Origin of the sequence: Serratia sp. Res13-Sevr-LER1-36-b (genome assembly GCF_015673035.1) — a bacterium.
Taxonomy (GTDB): domain Bacteria; phylum Pseudomonadota; class Gammaproteobacteria; order Enterobacterales; family Enterobacteriaceae; genus Chania; species Chania fonticola_C.
In genome coordinates, this window is the sequence record NZ_JADACK010000023.1 from 1 (window position 1) to 21358 (window position 21358).

The 21358-nt window shown below is 55.3% G+C and carries 18 protein-coding genes and 1 pseudogene; 3 read left to right on the forward strand and 16 right to left on the reverse strand.

Annotated elements, in window-relative coordinates; genetic code table 11:
* Positions 1-226: 226 nt before the first annotated feature.
* The 5 genes from IMQ33_RS17625 to trxC form a co-directional block, all read right to left on the reverse strand.
* On the reverse strand, positions 227-559 hold the full coding sequence (locus IMQ33_RS17625) for a YfiM family lipoprotein (RefSeq protein WP_065686693.1): 333 nt from the start codon (positions 557-559) through the stop codon (positions 227-229).
* A gap of 76 nt (positions 560-635) precedes the next feature.
* The gene (gene pssA, locus IMQ33_RS17630) at positions 636-1991 is read right to left on the reverse strand and encodes a CDP-diacylglycerol--serine O-phosphatidyltransferase (protein ID WP_161712212.1); all 1356 of its coding nucleotides are present in this window, start codon (positions 1989-1991) and stop codon (positions 636-638) included.
* 153 nt (positions 1992-2144) lie between these two features.
* Positions 2145-4796: a bifunctional acetate--CoA ligase family protein/GNAT family N-acetyltransferase gene (locus IMQ33_RS17635; protein WP_065686691.1), complete on the reverse strand. Its 2652-nt coding sequence runs from the start codon at positions 4794-4796 to the stop codon at positions 2145-2147.
* A gap of 55 nt (positions 4797-4851) precedes the next feature.
* Positions 4852-5556 (reverse strand): tRNA-uridine aminocarboxypropyltransferase, encoded by a 705-nt coding sequence (locus IMQ33_RS17640; protein WP_065686690.1) that lies wholly within the window; start codon positions 5554-5556, stop codon positions 4852-4854.
* A 116-nt stretch (positions 5557-5672) separates the two neighbouring features.
* The gene (gene trxC, locus IMQ33_RS17645; RefSeq protein WP_021807597.1) at positions 5673-6092 is read right to left on the reverse strand and encodes a thioredoxin TrxC; all 420 of its coding nucleotides are present in this window, start codon (positions 6090-6092) and stop codon (positions 5673-5675) included.
* Positions 6093-6289: 197 nt separating this feature from the next.
* On the opposite strand from trxC, the gene IMQ33_RS17650 reads away from it, so the two are divergent.
* Both IMQ33_RS17650 and IMQ33_RS26430 read left to right on the forward strand, forming a co-directional pair.
* Positions 6290-7381: a tRNA/rRNA methyltransferase gene (locus IMQ33_RS17650; protein WP_021178989.1), complete on the forward strand. Its 1092-nt coding sequence runs from the start codon at positions 6290-6292 to the stop codon at positions 7379-7381.
* Positions 7382-7596: 215 nt separating this feature from the next.
* Positions 7597-7680, forward strand: a pseudogene (locus IMQ33_RS26430) (VapC toxin family PIN domain ribonuclease); the annotation flags it as partial.
* Positions 7681-7738: 58 nt separating this feature from the next.
* On the opposite strand, the gene IMQ33_RS17655 reads toward IMQ33_RS26430, so the two are convergent.
* The 6 genes from IMQ33_RS17655 to IMQ33_RS17680 all read right to left on the reverse strand — a co-directional run bounded on the left by IMQ33_RS17655 (position 7739) and on the right by IMQ33_RS17680 (position 14713).
* Positions 7739-8167, reverse strand: coding sequence for a hypothetical protein (locus tag IMQ33_RS17655; RefSeq protein WP_065686689.1), 429 nt, complete (start codon positions 8165-8167; stop codon positions 7739-7741).
* Positions 8168-8377: 210 nt separating this feature from the next.
* Positions 8378-9913: a multidrug efflux MFS transporter permease subunit EmrB gene (gene emrB / locus IMQ33_RS17660; RefSeq protein ID WP_024530692.1), complete on the reverse strand. Its 1536-nt coding sequence runs from the start codon at positions 9911-9913 to the stop codon at positions 8378-8380.
* Positions 9914-9930: 17 nt separating this feature from the next.
* Positions 9931-11103 carry a multidrug efflux MFS transporter periplasmic adaptor subunit EmrA gene (gene emrA, locus IMQ33_RS17665; RefSeq protein WP_196062397.1) on the reverse strand — a complete coding sequence of 391 codons (1173 nt, stop codon included), beginning with the start codon at positions 11101-11103 and terminating at the stop codon, positions 9931-9933.
* A gap of 21 nt (positions 11104-11124) precedes the next feature.
* Entirely contained in the window at positions 11125-12576 is a 1452-nt protein-coding gene (locus IMQ33_RS17670) for an efflux transporter outer membrane subunit (protein WP_065686687.1), read from the reverse strand.
* Between the two features lie 22 nt (positions 12577-12598).
* Entirely contained in the window at positions 12599-13120 is a 522-nt protein-coding gene (gene mprA, locus IMQ33_RS17675; protein ID WP_021178983.1) for a transcriptional repressor MprA, read from the reverse strand.
* A 393-nt stretch (positions 13121-13513) separates the two neighbouring features.
* Positions 13514-14713 carry an MFS transporter gene (locus IMQ33_RS17680; protein ID WP_065686686.1) on the reverse strand — a complete coding sequence of 400 codons (1200 nt, stop codon included), beginning with the start codon at positions 14711-14713 and terminating at the stop codon, positions 13514-13516.
* A gap of 103 nt (positions 14714-14816) precedes the next feature.
* Between IMQ33_RS17680 and IMQ33_RS17685 the strand changes: the two genes are divergently transcribed.
* Complete coding sequence (locus tag IMQ33_RS17685; protein ID WP_065686685.1) at positions 14817-15695, forward strand: LysR family transcriptional regulator; 879 nt, start codon at positions 14817-14819, stop codon at positions 15693-15695.
* A 32-nt stretch (positions 15696-15727) separates the two neighbouring features.
* On the opposite strand, the gene proX is transcribed toward IMQ33_RS17685, so the two are convergent.
* From proX to IMQ33_RS17710, 5 genes are all read right to left on the reverse strand, one after another.
* The gene (gene proX, locus IMQ33_RS17690) at positions 15728-16732 is read right to left on the reverse strand and encodes a glycine betaine/L-proline ABC transporter substrate-binding protein ProX (protein WP_065686684.1); all 1005 of its coding nucleotides are present in this window, start codon (positions 16730-16732) and stop codon (positions 15728-15730) included.
* A 72-nt stretch (positions 16733-16804) separates the two neighbouring features.
* A complete protein-coding gene (gene proW / locus IMQ33_RS17695) occupies positions 16805-17914 on the reverse strand; it encodes a glycine betaine/L-proline ABC transporter permease ProW (RefSeq protein WP_024484842.1) in 1110 nt (369 codons plus the stop codon).
* The gene (gene proV, locus IMQ33_RS17700) at positions 17907-19106 is read right to left on the reverse strand and encodes a glycine betaine/L-proline ABC transporter ATP-binding protein ProV (RefSeq protein WP_196062398.1); all 1200 of its coding nucleotides are present in this window, start codon (positions 19104-19106) and stop codon (positions 17907-17909) included. Before proV ends, proW begins: the two co-directional genes overlap by 8 nt.
* Before the next feature lie 343 nt (positions 19107-19449).
* Positions 19450-20250 carry a DeoR/GlpR family DNA-binding transcription regulator gene (locus tag IMQ33_RS17705; protein WP_024530699.1) on the reverse strand — a complete coding sequence of 267 codons (801 nt, stop codon included), beginning with the start codon at positions 20248-20250 and terminating at the stop codon, positions 19450-19452.
* A gap of 36 nt (positions 20251-20286) precedes the next feature.
* A complete protein-coding gene (locus tag IMQ33_RS17710; RefSeq protein WP_098929949.1) occupies positions 20287-21183 on the reverse strand; it encodes a sugar kinase in 897 nt (298 codons plus the stop codon).
* Positions 21184-21358 lie beyond the last annotated feature (175 nt).

Sequence of the window (21358 nt, forward strand, 5' to 3'; positions counted from 1 at the left end):
GCAACGACCGGGAGCACCGTAGGGGAGAGGGAGCCGTCCGGCGTCGTGGATAAGCCCGTGCGGCTTCGGAAAGGGAACCTTTGATTAGCCATACCACTTCGGCAGTGATGAGTAAGCCTAAGGATGGGGTATGACGCAGAGAAAACAGCGGGCTCGATCGGTTCCCTCTCCTGGGGGAGAGGGCTAGGGTGAGGGGCATTACTCGATCTGACAAATTAACTGACCCTTAACGCGCCAGATGATAAATACTGTACCCTGTCGCAGCCCCTGCCACATCCCAGGCAAAATCCTTCCAGCTCCAGCCCGTACCGCCTTCCCGACTGTCATACAGTTCTTTCGCTGCGCCCAGGCCAATCGAAAATAGCAGGCCAAAACTGCGGCTACGTGCCTCATTCCAGTTCTGGTGATCGCCATAAGCCGCGCCAGCGGCCGCAAATGCAGCGGAAGCGACAAAGTGTTGAGCCTTGTCTTTGCCGGTCCAACTATCATTGGCCATATGGGTACAGCCACTGGAGAACAACAGTACCGGAAGGAGGATAAATGGGCGGAGTGGGCGCATAGTGAAAACATCCTGTCTCAATATGTACAAAAAAGCCCGGCATTGCCGGGCTGTGGTGCAGTTAATTATAGCGAGTTTACAGTATACGGCTAATCAAGCGATCGATACGGATCCGACGCAGTCGACGGATCAGTTTACGCACCTTGACCGGATATTCCTGAATACTTTGCAATTCGAGATAGTGGCCAACCACTGTGGTATGGGTACGGATCGTTTCCAACTCTTTATGCCGCTGTTCCTGCATTTCGTGCTTGGGATCGTGGAACAGAATGGCGTTCTCCAGATCCAGCCGCCAGGCGCGCGGGTTGAGGTTGTTACCGGTGATCAACTGCCACTCGTCATCGACCCACATCCCTTTCAGGTGATAGCTGTTATCGCCGTCTTTCCACAGGCGCACAATCAGCTGGCCGGTATCAACATAGCGTTGCAGGCGGCTCAGGAAGCGGCGCAGGTTGATTTCGTAAAGATAAGGCAGCGCACCGATAATCTTGAACGGCTGATCTTCAGGAATGTAGAAGTCATTGGCCGTCTTGTCCCCCACGATGATCTCTACCTGTTTCCCTTGGCGCAGCAGATAAATGATATTGCGCACCAACAAGGCTGGCAGGTTGAAGTAAGGCGTGCACAGCGTCAGTTTCTGATCGGTGCAGGACATCAGGTGGTGGATCGTTTTGTTCAGAATGCTCTGTTTACCCAGGCCGACTAATGGGGTGACGGCCAGCTCATCATTACTGGCATTCCCCTGAAATTGATAGGCGGCACGGCGTAGGGCAAAGCGGAACAGGCGGATTTCGTTTTTGATCTCGAGGCTTTTGGGTCTGTCATCACGATCAAGACGCTGCACGGCACCGGCGGTTAACAGATGCTGTTTGATGTAATCGCACAGGGTCACCGCCAACAGATTATTGGTGATCAACTGATAGCGATCGTAACGATACTTCTCATGCTGATGCAGATAGACATCATTAATGCTGGCACCGCTGTAGAACACCGTATCGTCAACGACAAAGCCCTTCAAATGCAGTACGCCCAGCGCTTCGCGAGTATTGACCGGAACGCCGTAAATCGGCACCGAAACCTGCGGGTGCTGTGCAGCCATAGCGCAGTACCAGTCGGCATTGGTATTGGCAGCTGCCGCACCGATACGCCCACGTTGAGCACGATGCCAGTCTACCAACACGCAGATCTCCAGCTCAGGACGCTGCTGCTTGGCTTGATAGAGCGCATTGAGGATGTCGCGGCCTGCATCGTCATGCTCCAGATAGAGCGCTACCAGATAAATACGGGTTGTTGCGTTAGCGATCGATTCCAGCAGCGTTGCACGGAAATCAGCGGGCGTAAAAAGGGTACGGACATCAGCAACCGTCTGGGGGAGTTTGGGCAGTTGTGCAAGGTGTTGTTGATGTTTGCTACGTTTAAATTTTGACAACATCACAGTGCGCTTCTTCTCTCATATTTGGATGGCCGGAACGCCACTTCCATGAATAAAATGCTTCGAACAATCGGGCGATAATACCACTAGTTGCCCCGATTGTGCGTATGTTTTGGCGTTAAGTAGTGGATTCGTATTACATTGCGACAGCGGTCACGGCGTCGCCCCATCCTGGAGCGGCAGGGTTAAATTGACAATCCCTTCGTCAATTTGCACATCGACCTTAAACCCCAGCTTTTGTGCCAGCGTGACCATTCCGCGGTTATTCGGCATGGTAATGCCTGTCAGGCGGGCCAGGCCTTGCGCTCGCGCATAGCTAATCATTTTCATCAAGAGCTGCCGGCCCAGACCCAGACCTTTCAGATCGGAACGCACCAGCACGGCGAATTCGGCGTCGGTGTTGTCCGGATCTGACAGGGCGCGCGTGACGCCGATGATCTCTTCGCCATCTCGTACCGCTACGAAAGCCATTTCTCGATCGTAGTCGATTTGGGTCATGTTAGCCAAATCGTCGTGGCTAAACTCATTGATCTCACTAAAGTAGCGGTAATAGAGATCTTCCTTGGTGACACGGTCGATAAAGTGCTTCAGCGCCGGTTCATCCTCCGGCAGGATCGGGCGGAACAGGCATTGAGAACCGTCTTTTAATTCAATGGTTTCTTCCAGCTCATGGGGATAAGGGCGGATCGCCAGGCGCGCCTGTGGATCGCCACTGAAAGGCGTTAACTGCATGGAAACGTCCAGCAGGGTAAACTCGCTGCCGGAGGCTAATACCGGATGAATATCGAGGCGTGAGATCTCCGGGCAGTCGAGGATCAGGTTGGAAACCTGCACCAACAGGCGGCTTAAGCCGGGGATATCAAGCGGCCGCAGCGCACTGCGCCCACGGATTTTGCCTCCTTTCACCGCCTGCAACACCAGATAACGCGCCAGCGCCATATTCAGCGGCGGCAGAGCAACGGCGACCTGGTTTTCCTTACGCCATTCAATGCCGCCTTCGCCCAGCATGATCAGCGGGCCGAAGGTTGCGTCCTGTTCAACGGCAATCCTCAATTCCTGTGCTCCGGCACGGTTGGCCATGCTTTGCACTAACAGACCGTGGATGCGCGCCTGCGGATAAGTACGCTTCACCCGATCGAGGATCGCTTCCGCCGCCCGCTGCACCTCGGTGGCGGTTCGCAAATACAGCATGACCCCCTGAACTTCGGATTTATGTGAGATATCCGGAGAGCGCAGCTTCAGTGCTACCGGGTAGCCAATCTGTTCGGCAATGTGCACCGCTTCTGCGCTGTCACTGGCAATCCAGGTTGGCAGGGTGCTGAGGCCGTAAGCCTGCAAAATTGGTTGGACTTCATGGGTATCCAACTGGCTAGCCCCTTCGGCCAATGCCTGATGGATTAACTGGTGCGCGGCAGCGGTATTGGCCGTAAGCCCAATCGGTAGCGCCGGAGTTTCCTTCAGCTGCTTCTGGTTACGGCGGTATTCCACCATATGCATAAACGCGGTGACCGCGCCTTCTGGCGTGCGATAGGTTGGGATCCCTGCCTCGGTAAATTGGCGGCGGGCCTCCTGAGAGGAGTATTCGCCACACCAGTTGGTTAACAGCGTAATGCGTTTCCCACGTGGGTGCTGGCGGATGGCCTCGATCAGCCGTTCGGCGGTCTCAGTGCCCGGAGAGGCGGCGCTAGGGGCATGGATCAACAGCAGGGCGTCATAGTCGTGGCTGTCGAGCAGCGGTTGCAGAGCTGCCAGATAGCGCTTGGGGGTTGCATCATCACGCAGATCGATAGGATTTCCTGGCCGGATAAACTCCGGCAGGGCTGCGCTTAGCTTCTCCTGAGTCTCATCCGTCAACGTTGCCAGCTTACCGTTGCGGGAGAGTAATTCGTCCAGCGCCATGGCTGCGGGGGCTGCACCGTTGCTGATAATCATTAGCCGCTCACCGCGCAGCGGGTGCATATGGCTTAAGGTTTCCACGGCGGAAAACAGCTCGTGAGTATCCTGTACACGCAGCAAACCGGCGCGTTGGATAGCTGCATCGTAGGCGGCGTCCAATCCCTGCTGGCTGTTGAGCAGTAGCTGTGCCTGTTGGCTACGGCCACTTTTGATCACCAGGATCGGCTTATTGCGCGAAGCACTGCGGGAGGCGGAAAGGAAACGCCGCGCGTCGTTGATGTTTTCCAGATACAGCAGAATGGCGCTGGTTTTGCTGTCGCGGGCCAGGAAGTCGAGCAGATCGTCGACGTCGATATCCAGGCTATCCCCTAACGCGATGAAGTAGGAGAAGCCAACCTCCCGTTGTTGCGCCCAGTCCAGAATGGTGTTCGCCACGGCGGCAGACTGGGAGATAAACGCCAGCTTGCCTTTCTGAATGGGGACCGGCGAAAAGCTGGCGTTGATCCCTTGCCAAGGCGCCAGCAAGCCCAGGCTGTTTGGCCCCAGTAGGCGCATTGAGTAACGTTGTGCGGTGGCCTTCAGCTCGGCGAATTGTTCCACGGGGGAGGAAAGTACGATGGCGGTTTTGCAGCCGCGCTCACCCAGGGCTTCGATCAGTGCCAGGTTACGCTGGGCATTGGTACACAGCACGGCCAGATCGGGGGTTAGCGGCAGGCTGGCTACGTCGGGATAGGCCATCACGCCGCAGACTGCCTTATAGCGCGGCGTGACAGGCAGGATAGGGCCGGTAAAACCGCCAGCCAGCAGATTGCGCATCATCAGGTAGCCAGCCCGGCCGGGCTGTTGCGAAGCGCCGAGCACGGCAATCGATTTGGGACGTAATAGCGCTTCTAACCCTCTCTGGCTCATGTGCGGCTCCTGCTCCTGATCGGTTTGCCTGAAAGAGGCAAATTATCGTCTGATTCTAGGCGCTTTGTGGCTGATTTGCTGTGACCGGTGCCTCTGGGCGGTGAGGTTTCCCGGCCAGATACTGTTCACGGAAGTAATTGAAATGTTGGCTCAGCCCGGTCGCGGCCTGTTCATCTCCTGCCTGTTGCAGCAGGGCGGCAGCGACTTCTGCCGTACAGTGCTGTTCAGGGCGGCTGGCAATACGTAGCAAATAGTCTGATGAAGCCAACACGTTCAGTGAAAAGACCGGGAACTGATTCAGATAGGGGCTTTTACGGAACATTTTGCGCGCTTCCGACCAGGTACCGTCGAGCATGATGAATAAAGGCGGCTTGCCACCTGCGGGCAGGCTGCTAACCACCGGGCGATCCGCATCGGCATAAGAGGCCGGGAATACCACGTAGGGCTGACGAGCGGGATCGTTGATGGCAGCCAGCAGGCCCGGATCGACTTCGGTGCGTGACCAGGTAAACGCCAGGGTATCAGGCAGGATATCGGCGATCAGGCGGCCGGTATTGCTGGGCTTTAACGGCTCTGCGCCGAACATGATCAGGCAAAAGCGGCTGTTGGCCTGCTGCGGTTTGATGGTGGCACACAGGCAGTTTTGCTGCGGTAGCAAACAACCCTGACAGCGCACGGCGCGGCTACCTCTGGCCAGAAACGGGCGGGTGGCACGGTCTAAACGGTCTTGGCGCAGACGAAGTACGGCGTTGTCAGTCATAACTATCCTGAAAAACCGCCATTGTAGCGCAGAAAAAAGCCCGGCGGGAGAGGCGCACGGGCTATACAGGCGATGTTATGCCGACAACAACTGGCGGCATAGTAAGCGCTTTTGCGTTAAACTAGCTCGTTAAGCCAGTTATCGAACGGCGCTTTCGGCATCGCGCCGTTGAGCATATCGACCATCTTGCCTTCACGGAACACCATGATGGTAGGGATGCTGCGAATGCGGAAGCGGGCGCTCAACTCGGGTTCGGCTTCGGTGTTGACCTTCACGAAACGCACCTTGCCAGCGCGCTCCTGTGCCACATCTTCAAAGATCGGCGCGAAGCTGCGGCACGGGCCACACCACGGGGCCCAGAAATCGACCACGATCGGCAAGTCGTCTTGCAGGAGCTGGTCCAACGTGGCAGCGGTGGCGTTAATCACTTCACCGTCGAACAATTCATGGCCGCAGCGGCCACATTTAGCGCCGTCCGCCAGACGTTCTTCCGGCACGCGGTTGGTGGCATTACAAGCTGCACAAACTGTATTCATGATTACCTCTGGGGCTGACGCAGCACAATGAGCTGCGAATATGTATTTTTAATGTTGCTTATTATCGGTAAAAGCGCGGCATTCGACCAAGTGATTTGTTCGATGAATTTGATAGATGCCAGCTTTTAGCGCAAGTTGGTGGCTTAGCGCACCAACATCAGGTAATCTTCGCGCCCTGCGCGTTGGTGGAGAAGACAATGAACGATTCATTTAGTGGCAAGAACGGTAAGGTTAAAGTGATGTTCGTCCGTAGTGACGACGATAGCGGCGACAACCGTAACAAGAATAAACGACCTGACGGCAAAGGCCGCCCGGCTGACAATGCACGCTCTGGCCGTGCCGGTCAGGATAAGGCGCGCGGTGGTGACCGTCGGGGTGCCGATCCCCGTCGCAGCAGCAGTGAAAGCGATCGTCCTCGCCGTCCGGCGCGTACCGAAGACAGCGGTGGTTATGAATCACCGTGGAAAACCGTGTCCCGTGCTCCGCAAGAAGAACCGGCGTTCGATCATGGTGGCATCAGTGGCAAAAGCTTTATCGATCCCGAGCAGCTGCGCCGCCAACGTGCGGAAGAAACTCGTGTTTACGGCGAGAACGCCTGTAAAGCCCTGTTCGCCAGCCGTCCAGATGCCATCGTCCGTGCCTGGTTTGTGCAATCCGTAACCCCACGTTTCCGTGAGGCACTGCGTTGGATGGCGGCTAACCGCAAGGCTTACCATGTGGTGGATGAAGAGGAACTGGCCAAAGCGTCCGGTACCGAACATCACGGCGGCGTGTGCTTCCTGATTAAAAAGCGTCAAGGTCTGGATGCGCAGGCTTACCTGCAGAACGCACCGGCCAAAGATTGCGTGCTGGCACTGGAAGAAGTGGGCAACCCACACAACCTGGGGGCGATCGTTCGTTCTTGTGCTCACTTTGGCGTTAACGGCGTATTGCTTCAGGATCCAGCGGTGCTGGAGTCTGGTGCCGCGGTGCGTACGGCTGAAGGCGGGGCGGAACACATCAAGGCAATCAATGCCGATGATTTCCTCTCCGTGCTGGATACGTTCCGCAAAGCGGGTTACACCATCGTCACTACGTCCAGCCACAAAGGCACGCCGTTGGCGCAGGCTAAACTGCCAACCAAGATGGTGCTGGTATTGGGCCAGGAACGTGATGGCCTGAGTGACAGCGCTTGGCAACAGGGTGATATGAGCGTGTCTATCGGCGGGACTGGCAAAGTAGAAAGCCTGAACGTCTCGGTAGCAACCGGTATTCTGTTGGCCGACTGGTGGCGTCAGAATCAGGCGTAATGCTTTACGCTATATAGAATCCGATTAATGACAAAGCCCTGGCCGCAAAGCCAGGGCTTTGATCTATCAGAGTCAGTAGAAAAACCGGCTGACTACTATGCTCAAAAAGCTCCCCCTCATTCGTATTCATCTAGGCATATCCTTGTACTCTACAACATTCGTACAGAAACCTGCCGTACTAGCGGCTTCTCTGTAAAGGGTTTACTTGTACAAGTGCGACCGGTGTGATTCTGGTGACCAATAATACGCGGAAGTTTGAACGGGTAACGGACCTGATGCTGGAGGACTGGGCAAAATAACAATGAGAAGGGATAAGACTAAAATAAGCGCACTGACGATCGATAATCTGGCTCACTCTTAAAAATCAGCTTTCTCAACTTTCTTTTCCTCAGGAAATTTCTTTTGTGTCGCATAAAAGCTGCCAAGGGTAAAAGCTTTCAACTGTTGTTCCGTATCAGCCTGGCACGAAGCGGTGTCGCAAGCCGCGCTGATGATTCCGTAAGTGACGGCCTTTTGTTTCATATCAAGTTTGGCTTCTTCTAGACTGTTTTTTCCCATAGAGACCACACATCCAGACACGATAGCCTGAGCTTTTTGCTCGTTCATGCGTAGTACTGTGTCATTGACGAGTTTGCTGTACCCATCATTGTTATACACATCGGCGGCGAACTCGCGGCATTCATCATAATACGGACTTGCTTTGACTTCTGTGTAGGCAGGTATTTTCATGCCAGCACAACCAACCATACCAAGGCTCATTGCTGCGATCAGTGTTTGTTTTATCATGCTTTTAGCCCAGAGATTCCCTGTTAGAAAAGTTTATAAATTCAACTAATATCCATTCTGGCACTGCGGCATTATTGTTGTCTTTTATGTACCCAAAATCCACAAAATTAGGTCGATGGGGAAAATTCTATGAGGCGGTCCATCTTTGAACCGCCCCATATCACAGCAGATTTTTAGCCACTTCCATTGGAGTTTATGGGCGTGACTCGATCAGTGGGCTCCGCCCCCGCCGCCGCCGGAACTGAACGGTGGTTTGGCGAACCAGACTAGCGCCAGCAATATCAGGAACACCCCTGCGGATAGCCAGAATATCTCGTTGGCCGAGATGATCAGCCCCTGCGCGGTGATCTCGTTGGCGATATACGCCGAAGCCTGCTGTTTACTCATGCCTAGCTGCTCCAGTTTGCTGTACATCTCCTGCGACTGCGGGTTGAACGGATTCACAAACTCGGTCAGGTGCGAGTGGTGCATCGCCTCCCTGCTGGTCCACAGCGTGGTGGTGATCGAGGTGCCGATAGAACCCGCCAAGGTACGGGTAAAGTTCGACAGGCTCGATGCTGCCGCTATGCGCTCCGGCGGCAACCCAGACAGGGTAATGGTCGTCAGCGGCATAAAGAAGCAGGCGATGGCAAAACCCTGGAAGAACTGCGGCCAGGCGGAGGCGCCAAAATCCATCCCCGGTTCAAACGTGTAGGCGCGCCAGTAGAAGCACACGGCATACATGATGAAGCTGAAGGTGACCAAACGGCGCATATCCAGCCGGTTACCGAAGCGGCCGATAATCGGTGACAAGATCACCGGCAGCAACCCGATCGGCGCAGACGCCAAGCCGGCCCAGGTGGCGGTGTAGCCATATACCTCCTGTAGCAACTGTGGCAACAGCACGATCGCCCCGAAATACAGCATGTAAGCCAGGCTGATACACAGACAGCCGATGGTAAAGTTGCGCGATTTGAACAGCGACAGATCCACCACTGGGTGATCGTCCGTCAGCTCCCACACCACCAGGAACACTAACGCCACCACGGCCACGACGGTCAGGACAATGATCTCGGTCGAGTTGAACCAGTCCAGCTCCTTGCCCTGATCGAGCATAATCTGTAGCGCACCGATACCCACCACCAGCAGCACCAGCCCGACGGTATCGATCGGTTTGATCTCGGTTTTGGTTTCCCGGCCTTTCAACGTCGACATCGCAACCAGGATCACGAACAGCCCAATCGGGATATTGATGAAGAAGATCCAGCCCCAGTGATAGTTATCGCTGATATAGCCGCCAAGGATAGGCCCGAAAATCGGCGCGACGATCACGGTCATCGACCATAGCGCCAGGGCCATCGATCGCTTGGCGGGGGGATAGTTATTCAGCAACAAACTCTGCGACAGTGGGATCAACGGCCCTGCCACCACGCCCTGGATCACGCGGAAGAAGATCAGCATGCCCAGACTGTTGGAAATACCGCACAGCCAGGAGGCCAGGGCGAACAGCGCCGTGGACCACAGGAACAGGCGAACTTCACCCACGCGTTTCGCCAACCAGCCGGTGATCGGAATGGAGATGGCGTTGGCCACCCCAAATGAGGTGATCACCCAGGTCCCCTGCGAGTTGGAAGACCCGAGGTTACCCGAAATGGTCGGTATCGCCACGTTGGCAATGGTGGAGTCCAGCACCTGCATAAAGGTCGCCATGGCGAGCGCGACCGTCATCCAGGCGAGCTGGGCACCTTCAAGCGGTTTCTGTGCCAAGGTAGCCTCCCGCTCGCTTAACCGGCGTTTGCATGGATCACATCGGCGATCATCTGATTCACCGGCGCCAGATCCAGCGTCAGCGCGCTGGTTTCAAACAGCGGTTTTTGACGTACCGTATCGGAGAGCACCAGGCCGTCCAGATTGGTGGTATCGACTTTGACCAGCGTAGAAAGGCCGATACGCAGAGGATGCTCAGCAACCTGTTGTGCGTCCAGTTCGATACGCACGGGTAAACGCTGCACCACTTTGATCCAGTTGCCGGTAGCGTTCTGTGCAGGCAGCAGTGAGAACGCGCTGCCGGTGCCCATATCGATACCCACGACCTTGCCTTTGAACACCACGTCGCTACCGTACAGGTCACTCACTACGGTAGCCTCTTGGCCGATACGCATATTGGCGATCTGCGTTTCTTTAAAGTTGGCATCCACCCAGACATGATCCGGTGCTACTACGGCCATCAGAGGCATCCCTGGGGAGATTTGTGCCCCCACCTGCACGCTGCGGCGTGAAACGAAGCCGGTGATTGGGCTGACGATGCGGGTACGCTGCAGCGCCATCCAGGCGTCGCGCATCTGTGCGGCGGCTTGCAGCACGGCGGGTTGTTTATCCAACGGGGTTTTCAGCACCATCGCCTGATTGGCATTGTATTGCTGGACTGCGACTTCCAGTGCCGCTTTGGCATTGTCTACCGCGTCACGCGCATGTTGCAGCTCTTCGCGGCCAATCGCATCGGCGTTGCCCAGCACGATACGACGTTTGAGATCGTTTTCTACCTTGCTCAGCTCGGATTTGCGCAGCGCAATGTTAGCCTGATACTGCTTACCGTTGATCACCAACTGATGCGTTTGGCGCACGCTATTGGCCAGCGCGGTTTTGGCCCGCTCAAACGCCTGTTCGGCGTCGGTGGGATCCAGTGTTAACAACACATCGCCTTTGCGGACAAAGTCGGTGTTATCAAAGGTAACGCTGTTCACGCTACCGGAAACCTGGGCCATGATCTGCACCTGATTACCGGCCACGTAGGCATCGTCAGTTTCTTGGTGATGACGCAGCACCAGGAACCAATAGACTAAATAGGCCACCCCAATAATCACAAAAATAAACGTCAACAGCAGCAGCCAGAATTTACGCTGCCGTTTTTTGCCAGCCGGTTGCTGCGGGGTTTGAGTTTCCGCGCTTGCACTCATGGTATTCTCCACGCTCTAAAATTATGCTTTAGGTTCCGCTGCCGCCGGGGCCTGGTAGCCACCCCCCAACGCGCGTACCAATGCTATCTTCGCCTGCATCAAGTTGCTGCTGGCATTCAGTTGTGCCTGTTGCTGCTGTAATAGCTGCGTCTGGCTGGTCAACAGTTCATCACGCCCAATAATCCCTGCCTGGTATTTGGCGTTGGCGACCCGGTACACATCCTGCATGGATTGGGAGGCAGAGGTTGCCTGCAGCAGCTGCTTGCTACTGCTCTGTTGAATGGTGATGGCGTCGGCCGTTTCCTGTAACGCATTGACGAGCGTTTGGTTATAGGAACCCACCGCCTGATCGTAGAGTGCGGACTCTTCACCCAGCTTGCTGCGTAGCGCACCGGCATGGAAGATAGGCAGGGAAATGGCTGGAACCACGCCCCACGCCTGGCTGGCGGCTTCAAACAGATTCGGGCTGGTACCGCCGACGTTGGTGGTGGTCAAGCCAGCAAAGGCCGAGATCGACAGGCTAGGGTAGAACTCTTTGCGTGCCGCACTGACCCGTTGGTTATAGGACTCCACCAGTTGGCGCTGTGCCACGATATCCGGGCGTTTACCCAGCAAATCCGCGGTGAGTTCGCCTTTGGGGGCTAACTGTTCTTCGCTTGGCATGGCCACCGGATGCAGAGACTGCATCGCATTCGGGCCAAGACCGGCCAGGGCGGCCAACTGGTGTTTCAGTTGTTCAATCTGTGACTGCAGCTGGATGATCTGCTGCTTGGCACTGTCGGCTTGTGCCTGGGTCTGTTGCGGGATTTCCACGCCGTAGATCCCGGCTTTATATTGTTTTTGGCGCAGGTCTGCCAGGCGTTGATTGTTATCCACCTCTTGTTGCAGCACATTCTCAAGCGCGTAATTCGCCTGTAACTGGTAATAAGCAGAGGCAACCGAACTGGTTAGCGTCAGAGCGGCCTGTGCCTGCTCGGCACGAGCGGCATCGATCTGCGCTTTTGCCGCGTTGACCTGATTGCGATATTTGCCCCACCAGTCAAACTCATAAGCCAGATTCAAACCCAGCGAGTTGGTGGACTCATACACCGGGTTGGGCAGATAGCCAAAGCCCAGGTTGGTGTTTTGCGCCAGACGCTGACGGTTGATGCTGGCATTCAGATCCAGATTAGGGCCGTTGGCAGCACTGGCTTCCCCCGCCACGCTTTGGGCTTCACGCACACGAGCGCCCGCCTGTTGCAGCGAAGGCGAGTTTTGCAGCGTCTGGGTCATCAGGCTATCAAGCTGGGGATCGTTAAGCGTGCGCCACCATTGCGGGCTGATGGCAAGCGAGCTGACTTTTGGCTGGGTAAGCTGCAGCTGTTGCGGATCCATCATCTTGGATTGCGGGGCAATATTATCGGTAGATGCGCACCCCGCCAGCAACAGAACGGCGAACAGCGGGGTGAATCTCCAGTTTAACGGGGATCGCATAAAATGATTACCTGAACAGGAATTATTGAGATAACTGTTCTGAAACTTCCATCTGATCCAAACGGGTCAACAATTTGCGCGTCAGCATTTCAAGCTGCTGCTGCTCCTCGTCGTTCAGCGTAGACCACAGAAAGTGCAGACATTTATGCTGCGGTGGCAGCAATTGTTCGAGAAACGCTTCCCCTGCCTGGGTCATATGCAGATGCAGGCAGCGGCGATCGTGATCGCTTTCCCGGCGCTCAATCCAACCGCGTTTCTCTAATTCATCGGCAATGCGGGTGGCATTGGTGCGCGACGAACCTAGGGCCGAGCTTAGCTCAGAAGGCTGAATGCTGTGGTTTTCCTGCGCATCCAGCGTAATGAGAGCCATAAACAAGGTTTCGTTGATGCCCTGTGCTTTCAGCATTTTATTGCGATTTTCCAACAGCTTGCCTTGCATATGCATGCACAGGCGGGTCAGCAGGATTTCCTGGTATGGGAAGTCTTTCTGACGTTTTGCGCGGAAATTCAGCATTTGCTCTATGGGGGTAAACGAGCTTTCCATAATTTAGTGCCTCATTAATTTCGTTCGGTATAGTAACGATAGTGATTAATAATGTAAATCTTCAGCAAGGGGAATAATTTAGCAATTCGTGTCATTTGTAAGTTGTTTGTAAATGCTTAACGCCACAGACTCTAGGGTCTTGTGATTGAAGGCACAAATTCTGCCGTTCCGCAGGCTGAGATAGGTAAGGTTTGTTTATGTAACTGAGCGGGGCACTACGGCATCCTGCGGAGGGGATAGAAAGAAAACTTACGTAAGTAAGGTCGTTCATGGAGGTCCGGGGCGCAGGGTGTATAGGTCGCCAATAATTTACCGCGACAATATTACCAGAGAGTAAGTAATATTTACACCCTGCGAACTAATAAATTTCAAGGGTTATTATTTTCTTGCTAACTAGCTGGTGGCTGGCCCTTGTGGGTCATAGCGCTTGCCACGCCACCAGGTCAGCAGATTCAGCACGCACAATACGCCACCAATCGCCGCTACACCGTTCCAACCAGCATGTTGATAAGCGGCAGCGGAAAGCACTGACCCCACGGCACCCCCAATAAAATAGCTGGTCATGTAACCGGCGGTCAGACGATTACGCGCCTCCGGCATGATGCGGTAAATCACGCTTTGGTTGGTGACATGCACCCCCTGCACCGCCAGATCCAGCACCAGAATGCCGATAATCAGCGCCCAGAGAGAGTACGGCGCCAACGCAATCGGGATCCAGGACAGCAACAGCAGTACCAGCCCGACGCTGGTGGTTAGCCCAGCTTTGCCCTTATCGGCCAGATGACCGGCGCGTGAGGCAGCCAAGGCGCCAGCAGCACCCACCAGACCAAATAGCCCAATCACGCCCTCGGAATAGCTGAAAGGTGGGGAAGCCAGCAGGAAAGCCATTGAGGTCCACAGCACGCTGAAGTTGGCGAACGACAAAGCGCCAATGATCGCGCGGGTACGCAGCAACGGGGTGAAGCAGAACAGGGAAAAGATGGACTTCAGCAACTGCGGGTAATTCAGGCCGGAATGCAGCTTATAGCGTGGCAAGGCGCGCCACAGCAGCAGGGCCATCAGGATCATCAACACGCTGGCCACCCAGTAGATGGTTCGCCAGCCGCCGAGGGCCGCCAAAGCACCGGCGACGGTACGTGCCAGCAGAATGCCGAGCAGCAGGCCGCTCATGATCACACCGACGGTTTTACCGCGTTTAGCCGGGTGCGCCAAAGTGGCGGCGAGTGGCACTAAAAGCTGGGCCACGACGGAGAACAGACCGGTGAGAGCCGTACCGAGGATCATCATCGATAAGGTGCTGGAGGACGCGGTGATCAGCATGCCTCCGGCGGCTAACAGCGTCATAAAGACGATCAGCCCACGGCGCTCAAACATATCGCCCAACGGCACCAGAAACAGCAGGCCAACCGCATAGCCTAGCTGGGCCGCGGTGACGATAAATCCGGCTTGGTTAACTGAGAGGTTAAAGTTTTGTGCGATGGTTTCCAGCAGCGGCTGGGCGTAGTAGTTGCTGGCAACCGCCAGGCCGGTGGCCATCGCGATTAACAGTGTCAGTGCAGGGCTAAGGCCCGGGTGTTCGGTTGGTTGCTTCATAGGTCTTCAATAATGGAAATTTGTGATCGAAGTATCAGGCAGAACAGAATGTTAAACCAATGTATAATTTTCATTTTATCCATCTCATTTTGCGATAGTTAGCATGAATCTGAAACAGATCCGTTATGCCCTGGCGGTGGCCGAGGAGCAGAGCTTTACCCGTGCTGCCCAGCGCTGCCATACGGTGCAGTCAGCCCTGAGTCATCAGGTTGCCAAACTGGAAGAGGAACTTGGTTGTACGCTGTTTGAGCGAACTTCGCGTCGCGTAGAGTTGACCACCGCTGGCCGGGCTTTCATTCAACCGGCTCAGAGGTTACTGGCCGCCAAGCAAACGCTGGTAGAGGAAGTGGTGGCGGCCGCTGGTACGGTATCCGGTACGTTAACGATTGGCACCATTTCAACCATCAACGCGATAGACCTCACCGAAAAGCTGGGGGAATTCCACCGTCATCATCCGGCGGTGAATATCCGGCTGTACGTTGGCATTAGCGAGGTGTTGCTGGAAGATATTCGCCAGCAGAAGACCGATGTGGCATTTGTTGGCATCTGGCCCGGCGATAAAGATATGCTGCCAGAGTCGCATCGCCAGTTGACCGACGAACCCTTGGTCGCGTTGGTGGCCGCAGAACATGCGCTGGCGGGGCACCAACGCATCAATCTGCAAACGCTGTCAAAAGTGCCTCTGGTGGATTTCTATAGCGGAACCGGGGCGCGGCGGCAGACCGACCGGGCCTTCCAGGCGGCAGGGATCAAACGCCATGTGAGTTTTGAAATTGACCATATCGAATGGTTGGAGAATCTGGTGCGGCGTGGCCTGGCAGCGGGGATCGTGCCGATTTCCACCGCCCAGCGTTTGAGCTCGCTGGTGGCTATTCCGATCGTTGATGGCCCACGTCGTCAGGTGTATTGCGTGTGGAACCAACCCCTGTCGAAAACGGCCGAACGATTTTTACAGTTTACCGAGATGATGTTGCCGGAATGAGGGCGCAGCGAATAAGCCGCGCCCATGGGACATTATGACTTGGCGGCTGCTTCGGCGGCGGTTTTCACCCAGCCGTCAAACGTAGCCTGGTGAGCCTTGATCCAGCCATTGACATGGTTTTGGATGTCAGCCTCGGAGGACTGACCTGCATGCATCCTCAGGTTCTGCGCGTTGACGTCGGCAATCGGCAGTTTCATGATGGCGAACAGCTTGGCGGCGGCAGGGTTGGCCTGCGCCCACTGCTTATTGGCGGCAATATGCATGGCGTTGACCGGGAAGCCATAGTTGGCCCCGTTCGGCAGCTTGGTATCAACATCTTTCAGCTCGCCCGGCAGGGAAGAGAATGGCACCTGCAACCAGACAACGTCACGCCCTGGCACCATGACATCGCTGACCCAGTACGGCGTCCAGGTGTAATACAGCACCGGTTTGCCTTCTTTGAAGCGGGTGATGGTATCGGAGATCATGGCGGCGTAGTTGCCCTGATTGTGCTCCACGGTTTTGCCCAAGCCATAGGCTTCGATATGGTGATTAATCACCGTTTCACAGCCCCAGCCCGGGGTACAGCCGGTCAGGTCGGCCTTGCCGTCACCGTTGGTATCAAACAGCTTGGCAATTTTCGGATCTTTTAGCTGTTCAACGTTGGTGATGTGATACTGGTCGGCGGTTTTTTTGTCGATCAGGTAGCCCTGAGCAGCACCGCTGACGTAAGCCCCTTCACGATAGAATTTTTTATCACCCCCGGCGGCCTGATACTGATCGGCGTGCAACTGATCCCAGTTCACCGCCAGAAAAGTGGCATCCCCAGCGGCGATGGAAGTGTAGGCTACGTTGTAGTCCACCTCACGCGGCTCTTTCACGTCATAACCGAGTTTTTCCAATGCCTTGCTGACCAGCAGCGTCTGGAAGGTCTCCTCGGAGATGGTGCTCTGTATCGGTTGTACCGAAATACCTTTTCCTGGCAAATCAGCAGCGGAAGCAACCTGTGAACCAAGCAGTGTGGTAAGGGCAATCGCCCAGATCCCTGTAGTGCGCATAGTTTTTCCTCTGTTATTGATGTTGTTTGGAGATAGCCCGCCAGGGCAGAAAGCCATCGGCGGGTAGAACGATCAGGCTTTTTTGATAAACGGGCGAGCGATCAACCCGATTGGGCCGTGGGTATACCAGCGGCCTAGCCCTTTACTGCGGCGATCGCGCCCCAATGACTGGGTGAGACGATCGAGAATAATGGCCAGAATAACGATACCGACGCCACCCACGGCGGCCAGCCCCATATCCAGGCGGCCGATGCCACGCAGCACCATCTGGCCCAGACCGCCCACGGCGATCATCGAGGCGATCACCACCATCGACAGCGCCAGCATCAGCGTTTGGTTAACCCCGGCCATGATGGTTGGCATGGCCAGCGGCAACTGCACTTTAAACAGCAACTGGCGCGGGCTGGAGCCGAAGGATTCGGCGGCTTCGATCAGATCTTCCGGCACCTGTTTGATGCCCAGGATCGTCAGACGTACGATGGGCGGCAGGGCGAAGATGATTGTTACCACCACCCCCGGCACGTTACCGATACCGAACAGCATGACGATCGGCACCAGATAGACGAAGGCTGGCGTGGTCTGCATGGCGTCAAGCAGTGGCCGGATCACCTTGGCGGCATGTTTGCTGCGGGCCAACCATATGCCCAATGGCAGACCGATCAAGATGCAGAAGAACAGGGCGGTGAGCACCAGCGCCAGCGTGACCATCGCCTGTGACCAGGCCCCGATAGCGCCGATGGCGACTAACGACAGCAGCGTGGCTGCCCCCATGCCGAGGCTGGATATCTGCCAGGCGATCAGCGAGAACAGCAAAATGGCGACTGGAGCAGGCATACCCAGCAAAAACTGCTGGAAACCGCTGAGGATGAAATCCACCGGCACGCGAATGCCCTGGAACAGCGGACGGAAGTGCAGCACCAGCCAATCAATGGCGTGAGTGACCCAGCTGTCAAACGGCACCCAAGCCTTGTGGAACGGATCCAGCAGGCTAAAGTGCTCGGGCTCCACTGGGGCGCTGTTAAGCCAGTCAGCGCTTGATGCGGCCTGATTAGCGGCATCATGGGGCACGCTGTCTGCCGGTGCGCCGGTTGCCCAGGGATCGCTGCTGGTGGCAGCCTGGGTTGCCGGGGCGTCGTTAGGGGATGTGGCAGCCGTTGCCCATGGATCCTGATTATCACTCATTCGTAGGGCCCTCTTTATCTAAAGCCTGCAGCAGCATGCCTTTGGAAATAATACCGATATAGTTGTTATCTTCCCCGACCACCGGCACGGCGCAAGGGGCCTGTGCTACCAGTGAGATCAGCTCGCTCAGCGGCATATCGGCCGGAACGGGCAGTGGGGCATCCAGCAAGGCGTCGTCCAGCGTCTGTTTAGCCGCCAGCGCCTGCTTGAGGGAGTCTATCGATACCACGCCGATAAATTTCTCGCGTTCGAGGACGTAGCCATAGTCACGGTCTTCATCACGCAGGATCTGCAACGCAGAGCGCGGACCAAAACCGGGGGTCTTACGGATCAGGGTCACCGGGCGACGTTTGGCGATATCTTTGGCACTGAAAACGTGGCTGATATCGACGCCGCGGAAGAAGGTGCGCACATAATCGTTGGCCGGATTATTTAATATTTCATCCGGGGTCCCCACCTGGATCACTTCGCCGCCCTGCATAATGGCAATACGGTCGCCAATACGCATCGCTTCATCCAGATCGTGGGAAATAAAGACGATGGTGCGCTGATGTTTCGCCTGTAATTTGACGAGTTCATCCTGCATCTCGGCACGAATTAATGGGTCCAGCGCAGAGAAGGCTTCATCCATTAACAATATATCCGGATCGTTAGCCATGGCGCGGGCTAAGCCGACACGCTGGCGCATACCACCGGACAGTTCATCGGGATAAGCATTGGCATAATTTTCCAGCCCAACCTGACGCAACGCGTCCAGCGCTTTTTCCTGGCGTTCCTGTAAAGGAATACCCGCTAATTCCATGCCGAACGCGGTATTATTTAATACGTTCATATGTGGCATTAAGGCGAATGACTGGAACACCATGCTGATCTTATTACGCCGTACGGTGCGTAGCGCAGTATCGGATATTTTTGATATATCCTCGCCGTCAATCAGCACCTCACCGCGGGTGGGTTCTATCAGACGATTGAGAAGGCGTACCAAGGTGGATTTACCGGAACCGGAAAGCCCCATGATGACAAATATCTCGCCTTCTTCAATGGCCAGAGAGGCGTTCTTGACGCCAAGTGATAACCCCGTTTTTTCCAGCAGCTGGTCTTTCGTCAAACCTTTGTCTATCAGCTTAAATGCGCGTTCCGGGTGCTCACCAAATATCTTATATAAATTTTTAACTTCTAGTTTAATTGCCATGCAATTCGCTGTTTCCTTTGGTTTATTATCAAACGCTAAAATTGTCCTAATAGAAAATAAGAGTGCCCTATACCCTAACACACTGACATTCTGAGACAACCCTCAATGTTCATATCGTAAGATTTTTCTAGTGATATCAGGTTTGATGATTGGGCATAATTACCCGATTTTTACGCGGTTATTTAACCGTAATGAGCAACAGGAAATGGCAGGATATATTGGCGACAATGACAACTATTTGCAGGGAATATTGGCAGCGTCAAATGGGTAATTAATGCACGCATAGTAACGTTCTGCGTGCATTGACGAACGGCAGGAAAATCAGCAGGTTTACCAGCGTAGATCAGAGCGTGGGTTCTTCGCTGCTGGTGGGAATAACGACCAGTTCTACTTGCTGCTGCTGTAACACCGATCCCATTGCAGAAGGGGGCGGTAGGTCGGTAAATAACGCGGTCGCCTGTCGGGTATTGCCGATTTCTACTGCCGCCGAAGCATGGAACTTGGTGTGGTCCGCAGCCAGCAGAATATGACGCGAATGTGCCATCATCGCTTTCACCACGCTGGATTCATTCACGTCAAATTCCAGCAGATCGCCGTTGGCTTCGATTGCCCCTACGCTGGTGATCAGGTAGTCGGCGCGAAAGCCTTCCACAAAGCTTACGGCGCTGGGGCCGATGATACCGCCGTTATTGGGCCGCAGCGTACCGCCCGGCACCATTACTTCGAACTCGGTGTTTTTATACAGGATATGTGCCACCCGCAGGCTGTTGGTAATGATGCGCAGGTGACTGTGGTTCATCAGCGCTCGGGCAACATGCTCAACGGTGGTGCCGATGGTGATAAAAATGGTGGAACGATCGGGGATGTAATCGGCAATGGCTTCCGCAATGGCTATCTTCTCTTGCGTGTAAGAGAGCTCCCGTTGCTCAAAGGCCGTGTTGACCACGCTAGAGGCACGACCCGCCCCCCCATGATGGCGGCTAATCAGCCCCTGCTCGCTCAGTTTGCGGATATCGCGCCTGACCGTCTGCGTTGACACTTCCAGCAATTGCGCCAGCTCGTCGATGTTCATATAGCCGCGCTTGGCGATCAACTGGATCAGCTGATCGTGGCGTGGGTTGCCGGTAAGTTCAGTCAGACTCATGCTCCACTCCCTTAATATTGTCATCGGCCAACCATATTATACAAAACTGGCCAGGAAAGAGTCAGTTTGATCACAGTTGGGAATGCCAGCGCGCCCGCCAGGACGGGTACACTTCAATGCGGCAACTGCATTGGCGTAACGCACCGCCTGAGCTATATCGGGTTGTGAACCCAGAGCTATCGCCAGCGCACCGTGGAAAACGTCGCCAGCTCCCGTGGTATCCACTACCTCAACCGGAAAGCCTGGCTGATGTTTCAGCTGAGCGTTTTCCAGCCAGAAACAGCCATGTTTACCCTGAGTGACATAAACTTGTCCGTTTTTGTCATTTTTTGCCGCACGCAATCCCTGCTCGATGTCCGTTTTTCCCGTCATCCGCAGCAAACCCGGTTCGGAGAAGGCGGCATGGTCGGCCAAAGCAACCAGCGGGCGGATATCCTGCGGCGTGACATCGGCGTCCAACAGGGTAGTGACACCCGCGCGCCGGGCCAAGGTGAAGGCGGTCAATGCCCCTTGATGCCAACGCACGTCCGCCAACACCACGTCGTACTGGCTAAAGTCGATGTCATGCAGCCATTCGGCATCCTCGGGTAAATCTGGGCTGGGATGGTTGATGATCATGCGTTCACCCTGGGCATCCACCAGCACAGCCGATTGCGATGAGCGCGCCTGTGGGCAACGGCGCGCATGTCTGACATTCACGCCATAGCTGTCCAGCTCGGCCAACAGCGTTTGCCCAGTAGCATCGTCGCCGACCCGGCCAATGAAATCCACCTCTGCGCCCAACCTGGCTGCGGCCACCGCAGCCGTTGCCGCCGGGCCTCCGCCAATTTCGCGGTAGTCGGTGGCAACATATTTCCCCCCGCCCTCAGGCAGTTTCTCTACGTAATACAGACGGTCTTGCACTGCAATGCCTACGCATGCGATTCGAGTCATGGTCTGGATCCCTGGATGTTGATCTGTGGTAAGCGAACGGTTTTCAGCAAAAAGTGGCTGCCGATCACGCTGCCACCATTTTAATTCACTCAAATGTTAAAAGAGTGACGGCTGTCAATTTTTTGACCATAAATTACAAATACGATCAAAAACAGACAAAAATGGTCTGATTTGT

Excerpts from the sequence above, each read along its gene's own strand:
- IMQ33_RS17625 (WP_065686693.1), bottom strand. The coding sequence starts at position 559 with ATGCGCCCACTCCGCCCATTTATCCTCCTTCCGGTACTGTTGTTCTCC.
- pssA (WP_161712212.1), bottom strand. The coding sequence starts at position 1,991 with ATGTTGTCAAAATTTAAACGTAGCAAACATCAACAACACCTTGCACAA.
- IMQ33_RS17635 (WP_065686691.1), bottom strand. The coding sequence starts at position 4,796 with ATGAGCCAGAGAGGGTTAGAAGCGCTATTACGTCCCAAATCGATTGCC.
- IMQ33_RS17640 (WP_065686690.1), bottom strand. The coding sequence starts at position 5,556 with ATGACTGACAACGCCGTACTTCGTCTGCGCCAAGACCGTTTAGACCGT.
- trxC (WP_021807597.1), bottom strand. The coding sequence starts at position 6,092 with ATGAATACAGTTTGTGCAGCTTGTAATGCCACCAACCGCGTGCCGGAA.
- IMQ33_RS17650 (WP_021178989.1), top strand. The coding sequence starts at position 6,290 with ATGAACGATTCATTTAGTGGCAAGAACGGTAAGGTTAAAGTGATGTTC.
- IMQ33_RS17655 (WP_065686689.1), bottom strand. The coding sequence starts at position 8,167 with ATGATAAAACAAACACTGATCGCAGCAATGAGCCTTGGTATGGTTGGT.
- emrA (WP_196062397.1), bottom strand. The coding sequence starts at position 11,103 with ATGAGTGCAAGCGCGGAAACTCAAACCCCGCAGCAACCGGCTGGCAAA.
- IMQ33_RS17670 (WP_065686687.1), bottom strand. The coding sequence starts at position 12,576 with ATGCGATCCCCGTTAAACTGGAGATTCACCCCGCTGTTCGCCGTTCTG.
- mprA (WP_021178983.1), bottom strand. The coding sequence starts at position 13,120 with ATGGAAAGCTCGTTTACCCCCATAGAGCAAATGCTGAATTTCCGCGCA.
- IMQ33_RS17680 (WP_065686686.1), bottom strand. The coding sequence starts at position 14,713 with ATGAAGCAACCAACCGAACACCCGGGCCTTAGCCCTGCACTGACACTG.
- IMQ33_RS17685 (WP_065686685.1), top strand. The coding sequence starts at position 14,817 with ATGAATCTGAAACAGATCCGTTATGCCCTGGCGGTGGCCGAGGAGCAG.
- proX (WP_065686684.1), bottom strand. The coding sequence starts at position 16,732 with ATGCGCACTACAGGGATCTGGGCGATTGCCCTTACCACACTGCTTGGT.
- proW (WP_024484842.1), bottom strand. The coding sequence starts at position 17,914 with ATGAGTGATAATCAGGATCCATGGGCAACGGCTGCCACATCCCCTAAC.
- proV (WP_196062398.1), bottom strand. The coding sequence starts at position 19,106 with ATGGCAATTAAACTAGAAGTTAAAAATTTATATAAGATATTTGGTGAG.
- IMQ33_RS17705 (WP_024530699.1), bottom strand. The coding sequence starts at position 20,250 with ATGAGTCTGACTGAACTTACCGGCAACCCACGCCACGATCAGCTGATC.
- IMQ33_RS17710 (WP_098929949.1), bottom strand. The coding sequence starts at position 21,183 with ATGACTCGAATCGCATGCGTAGGCATTGCAGTGCAAGACCGTCTGTAT.